Consider the following 6,266-nt stretch of genomic DNA (forward strand, 5'->3'; position numbering starts at 1 on the left):
CAGATTCCCACGCGTTACGCACCCGTGCGCCACTAGACCCGAAGGTCTCGTTCGACTTGCATGTGTTAGGCATGCCGCCAGCGTTCGTTCTGAGCCAGGATCAAACTCTCAAGTTTGTGTCACATTCAAATCGGCACGATCTTCAGCACAAGGCCGAGGGTTCGCAGACCGACAGGAATGAGCTTCAAGGAGCCGATACCTGCATTTGTCAAACGTAATGGATACGAAGGACATATGTTATTGGTAACGGCTTAAATTTAACTCGGTATCCGGAGCCTTAAAACCCCCGGACCGAGCGCCGTCGCCCACATGTCCCTTCATCTAAAACCAACAATGTCAAAGAGCCGCTAACCTAGATGCACCCGAACTTGACCGTCGAACGGACAAAATCAGGCGGACAACCCTCGTTCCCCGGTTTTTACTTCGGGGGACTTGGTGTCCGTCTATGTTGGCGACCGGGGCGTTCGAGCCGTTTGAAGCGGCGTTCCCGTCCGGTGAACAGGCCTCTAAGGTCGACCTGTGATTCGGTCAAACACTTTTTGCAATTTTGTTGCGCTGATTATGAAAAGCGTTTGTTTACAATGGATTATTTCGTCATTTTTTCTGCATGAAGCGCATTTCGCGTGATTTGCTTGGCCAAGATGGCCCAAATGCCTCGGTGCGCGAGTCTTTGATCCCTCACGGTTTATTTACCTCGTTGTCCTAGTGCGTCTTCCAGGGCGCAGCGTCCAAAACGTATGGTTTTCTGGGACTTCCGACTGAATGAACACCCCCGCAATCTCTGTTGCGATGAGCGTATATAACGGTGAGCGCTTCCTTGAGGAGGCCATCGCCAGCGTACTCGCGCAGACATTTACCGACTTTGAGCTGCTGATTCTCGATGATGGTTCGCGCGATTCGACCCGCGCCATCGTAGAGAATCATGCGAGCCGCGATTCCCGCGTGCGCCCGATAATTCGAGAGAACCGCGGCTTGATCGCCAGTCTCAACCAGTTGGTAGCCGAATCCCGCGCCCTGCTCGTTGCGCGCATGGATGCGGACGATATCTGCCTGCCGCAGCGCTTCGCCCGCCAGGCTGAGTTTCTTGGCGCCCATCCGGAATATGGTGTCATCGGATCGTGGTGCGAGGACATCGACGAGAATGGACGCCCCTGGCCTGCCGCCAGCACGCACCGCCACCCGACTGATCACGAAGGGTTCCTTGCCGCGATCGAACTGGGCCGACCACTGTTATGCCACCCGGCGGTCATGTTCCGACGCGACCTCGTCTTGTCGGTCGGCGGTTATCATGCCGCCTTCAAGCATTGCGAAGATCTTGACCTGTGGCTGCGGCTCGCGTCGGTCACCCGGATCGCCAGCCTGCCGGAGCAGTTGGTGAAGTATCGCCACTATGCGGACCAGGTGTCGAGCCGCCACGCAACCGAACAGCAGATTGGCGCCGCCGTTGCCAAGCTTGCCTACAAGGAGCGCCTTGCCGGACGCCCCGACCCAACCGCGGCGCTTGAGCATCTGCCGCCGCTCGAAGCTTTCGACACTCTCTTCGCGCGCGAGGGCGTGAGCCGTGCGGTGCGGGCTGAGGTTGCTCCGGGCCTGCTCTATTCAAGCGACGGCCTGCGCGGTCGAGGCTTTGACCTTATCCTTGAACACCTGCGCGATGGCGGTGTGCGCGACGGCATGTGGCGCACCGTGCTGCGCCTGATCCGCATGGGTGAGGCCAGCCGCGCCATGAAGCTCGCCTCGACCCTGTCCTCTACCTTGCTGGTCGGGTGACAATGAGCGATCCCTCCCGGTCCCTGACAGACCTTGACGACGGCGGCCGCGAACCCGCCACAATGACCGTGCGCGGCGCGGCGGTTTGGGCGATGGGCGGGCAGTACCTGTCCTTCGCCATTCAGTTCGTCACCTCAGTGATCATTTCGCGCTTGTTCCTGAGCCCGGCCGAAGTCGGACTTTTCTCGATCGCCATGGCCGCTGCTCTGCTTGCTTCGGTGCTGCAGGACTTCGGGCTGTCTCGCTATATCTCGGGCCTGCCGCGTATCGACAAGGCCGAGATCGCGCGGTGCTCGTCGGTGGCGCACGCCTTCTCGCTGTTTGTCGCCGGGCTGATCGCCGCTGCTGCCTGGCCTATGGCGCAGACTTATCATCAGCCCGACCTGCTGCCGATCATGCTGATCATCGCTTCTAGCTACCTGTTCATCCCCTTTGCCGTGGTGCCGATGGCGCTGCTGGGGCGGACGATGTCGTTCAAGAACCACTTCACGATCAATGTCGGCGCGGCGCTGGCGCAAGGGGCCGTATCGCTCGCCTGCGCGGCTGCGGGCTTTTCCGCCTTTGCGCTGGCATGGGGCACATTGGCCTTCGGGATCACGCGCGGGGTTATCGCGCAGTTCCTGAGGCCGGCATTCCCGTGGCCGCTGAGCCTGCGCGGACTGGGCCCCATCGTTTCGACAGGGTCGCGCCTGACTACTTTATATGCCGTCGGCGCAGCAGGATCGCGCTCGCCCGACCTGATCGTCGGCAAGGCGCTCGGCCTGCTCGCGGTCGGACTCTATAGCCGCGCGGCGAGTCTGGCCGACCAGTTCCGTATGCTCATCGCCGGGGCCATCGGTTCGGTGTTCTACCCTGCCTTTGCGCGCATCCGTGATCGCGGCGAGCCGATGGGCCCGGCCTACCTGCGGGTCTGCGCCGGCTATTCGGCAGTGGTCTGGCCGGGCATGGCGGGCCTCGCGCTCGCTGCCGAGCCGGTCGTGCGTATACTCTATGGTGAAGCGTGGATCGGCGTGGCCCCATTGCTGGCGATGATTGCGCTGAGCGAGATCTTGCTGGTGTCCCTGCCGCTGCATACCGACCTGCCGATTCTAGCGGGCAAGCTCAATCAACTGATCCGGGTCAACATGCTCGACACGATCCTTGCCGTCACGCTGCTGATCTTCGGCAGCCGCTGGGGCGTCGAGGGCGCTGCCGCATCACGCCTGGTCTACGCTTGCGGCTGGCTATTGTTATATGCGCGGTTCCTCCACCGTCTGATCGCGTTCGACCTGCGCGCGCTGATCGGCATCTATATGCGTTCGGCGCTGGCGACGCTGGCCGCGCTGGTGCCGCTTGCTCTGACCTATATCTTTTTGGTTTCGCCGTCCGAGATCGGCTTCTTCACCCTGGCCATGGCATCCGGTGCGGGCGTGGTGCTCTGGCTGCTGGCATTGTTCGCCTTGAAGCACCCGGCGCTCGACGACCTTGTCGGCATGGCGGCACATCTTCCCCTGATCGGGCGCTTTCGACTGATCGCCAAGTTCGCCCGCTGAACGGCATGGCCACACCCCCGCGCGCGTGGTAATTTGCGCGACGGGAGAAATGCCATGCATCCAATCGCGACCGGCCTGCTGCTCGCCATGTCCCTGCCCTCGGTCCACGCGGCGCAGTCCGCGGCGGGGGAAGCATCGGAAACCGATGTTGTCGATCTCAACAACTCAGCATCGCGCCTGACGGTCCCGGTCAAGCTGGGCGATCACGGCCCCTTCCGCTTCCTTGTTGATACCGGATCGCAGAACACGGTGATCAGTTCATCGCTGGTGGCAAAGTTGGCGCTGGTACCCAATGCCCGCGCCACGCTGATCGGCGTTGCCGGCACGCAAAAGGTCGACACGGTAGAAATTGAAGAGGTCATGCTCGGCCGCCGCTCCTATTACGGGCTGATCGCGCCAGTGCTTGAACGCGCAAATATTGGCGCCGAGGGCATTCTTGGTATCGACAGCCTGCAGGACCAGCGCATCCTGCTGGATTTCCGCAAGGGCTTCATGGCAGTCAACGATGCCCGCACGCTCGGCGGCAACGTGGGATTCGAGATTGTCGTGACCGCGCGCAAGAGGTCCGGCCAGTTGATCATGACCGATGCCAAGATCGACGGCATCCGCGTCGACGTGGTGATCGACACCGGATCTGATACCACCCTCGGCAACCGGGCGCTACAATTGGCGATGGGCAAGCGCGGCGTGGCGATCGAGCAGACGCTGCTCCATTCGGTCACCGGCCAGACGATGATGGCCGATGTTGCCTATGGGCGGCGGCTCGATATGCAGGGGGTCTCGATCACCCGGCCGACGATCGCTTATTCCGATTCGCCGACTTTCGTCCATCTCGGGCTCGACAAGAAGCCGGCGGTCCTGCTGGGCATGCGCGAAATGCGGGTGTTCCCGCGCGTCGCGATCGATTTCAAGGCGCGCAAGGTGCTGTTCGACCTGCCGGATGCGGGCGATCCGGCCTATTTCGGGGTTGAGCGCGAAAGCAAGCTGGACCGCCTGCCCAACTGATTGCGCTTTCGCTTTGGCGTTTGATCCCTACATAGCGGGCCATGCCGCCAGAACGCCCCAACACGGATACCGCCGACGCTCGCCACGATGGATGGGGAACGCTCGCGCGTTTCCTTCCCTATCTGTGGCCAAAGGACAATCACCCGCTGCGGATGCGCGTGTCGATCGCGGTGCTGCTCATCGCGCTGTCGACCGCAATACAGCTGACCCTGCCTTACCCGCTCAAGTGGGCGGTCGACGCCATGGGCATGACCGGGCCGCGCGTGGCGCAGTTCGCGATGCTCTATGTCATAGCCTATGCTGCAGGCCGGCTGGGCGGGGTGATCTTCGATAACCTGCGCAATATCGTTTTCGAGCGGGTCGGGCAGGACGCCACTCGCGCGCTGGCGGAGAATGTCTTCGGCCAGCTCCACAAGCTTTCGCTGCGCTTCCACCTCGCCCGCCGCACCGGCGAGGTGACCAAGGTGATCGAACGCGGAACCAAGAGCATCGATACGATGCTCTATTTCATGTTGTTCAACATCGCGCCAACCGTGCTGCAGCTGATCGTGGTTGCGGTGATCTTCCAGATCAACTTCGGCTGGGGCCTCGTCGCCGCGACCGGCGCTGCCGTGGTCGCCTATATATGGGTGACGCGCACGATCACCGAATGGCGTACCAAGCTGCGTGAACAGATGAACCGGCTCGACGGGCAGGCCCTCGCCCGCGCGGTCGATTCGCTGCTCAATTACGAGACGGTGAAGTACTTCGGCGCCGAGAAACGCGAAGAGGCCCGCTATTCGCAGGCGACCACCGCCTATGCCATCGCCGCGGTGAAGAGCGAAAACAGCCTTGGCCTGCTCAACATGGCGCAAGCTCTGGTGGTCAACCTGCTGATGGCTGGCGCGCTGGCCTATACCGTCTGGGGCTGGGCCCAGGGCAAGTACACCGCCGGCCAGCTGGTCTTCGTCCAGACCTATCTCACCCAGCTGTTCCGCCCGCTCGACATGCTCGGCATGGTCTATCGCACGATCCGGCAGGGGCTGATCGACATGGCGGCGATGTTCAAGCTGATCGACACCGACATCGAAGTGCGCGACGCCCCCGGTGCTCCGGCGCTGCTGATCGGCCGGCCCAGCCTGACCTTCGACAATGTCGTGTTCGGCTATGAAAAGGACCGCACGATCCTTCATGGGCTCTCGTTCGAGGTCGCCGCCGGATCGCAGGTCGCCATCGTAGGGCCTTCAGGCGCGGGCAAGTCCACGATCGCGCGGCTGGTGTTCCGCTTCTACGATCCGTGGTCAGGCCGCATTCTGATCGACGGGCAGGACATTAGGCAAGTCACGCAGGAAAGCCTGCGCGCCGCACTTGGCATCGTCCCGCAGGATTCGGTGCTGTTCAACGAATCGATCGGCTACAACATCGCCTATGGCTGTGACGGTTCCGGCCCCGCCGATATCGAAGCAGCAGCGCGCGGCGCGGCATTGCTGCCGCTGATCGAACGGCTGCCGCAGGGCTTCGATACGGAAGTCGGTGAACGCGGGCTCAAGCTGTCCGGCGGCGAGAAGCAGCGCGTGGCGATTGCCCGCACCTTGGTGAAGAACCCTCCGATCCTGCTGCTCGACGAGGCGACCTCGGCGCTGGATACCCGCACCGAACAGGACATCCTCGCCACGCTGCACAACGTCGCCGAAGGCCGCACCTCACTCTCGATCGCGCACCGGCTCTCGACGATTGCCGATGCCGACAATATCCTCGTTCTCGATCAGGGGCGGCTGGCCGAGCAAGGCACCCACCACGACCTGCTGCGCCGCGATGGGCTCTATGCGGAAATGTGGGCGCGCCAGCAGAGCGAGCGCGAACGGCTCAACGAGGCGGCGGAGTAAGGCGTCGTCCCGGGGGTGGCCCCGGCCCGCGGGGCCGGTGAGGGCCGCCCCCGATCAAAACCGCCCCCCCTCACCCGTAAAGGCCCGGACGGCG

Annotated in this window: 4 protein-coding genes and 1 rRNA gene; 4 read left to right on the top strand and 1 reads right to left on the bottom strand. The window is 62.7% G+C overall.

Features of this window, described 5'->3' with window-relative positions; all coding sequences use genetic code 11:
* Positions 1-116, bottom strand: a 16S ribosomal RNA gene (locus tag RMO89_RS19660); the annotation flags it as partial.
* Positions 117-762: 646 nt separating this feature from the next.
* On the opposite strand from RMO89_RS19660, the gene RMO89_RS19665 reads away from it, so the two are divergent.
* From RMO89_RS19665 to RMO89_RS19680, 4 genes are read left to right on the top strand one after another with little or no spacing between them, the layout of a single operon-like run.
* Positions 763-1,770: a glycosyltransferase gene (locus RMO89_RS19665; protein WP_310535308.1), complete on the top strand. Its 1,008-nt coding sequence runs from the start codon at positions 763-765 to the stop codon at positions 1,768-1,770.
* A 2-nt stretch (positions 1,771-1,772) separates the two neighbouring features.
* Complete coding sequence (locus tag RMO89_RS19670; RefSeq protein WP_310535309.1) at positions 1,773-3,302, top strand: oligosaccharide flippase family protein; 1,530 nt, start codon at positions 1,773-1,775, stop codon at positions 3,300-3,302.
* Positions 3,303-3,356: 54 nt separating this feature from the next.
* Positions 3,357-4,307 (top strand): aspartyl protease family protein, encoded by a 951-nt coding sequence (locus RMO89_RS19675; protein WP_310535310.1) that lies wholly within the window; start codon positions 3,357-3,359, stop codon positions 4,305-4,307.
* Between the two features lie 41 nt (positions 4,308-4,348).
* Complete coding sequence (locus RMO89_RS19680) at positions 4,349-6,172, top strand: ABC transporter ATP-binding protein/permease (protein WP_310535311.1); 1,824 nt, start codon at positions 4,349-4,351, stop codon at positions 6,170-6,172.
* Positions 6,173-6,266: the final 94 nt, after the last annotated feature.

Origin of the sequence: Novosphingobium sp., assembly GCF_031424035.1 — a bacterium.
Classification (GTDB): domain Bacteria; phylum Pseudomonadota; class Alphaproteobacteria; order Sphingomonadales; family Sphingomonadaceae; genus Novosphingobium.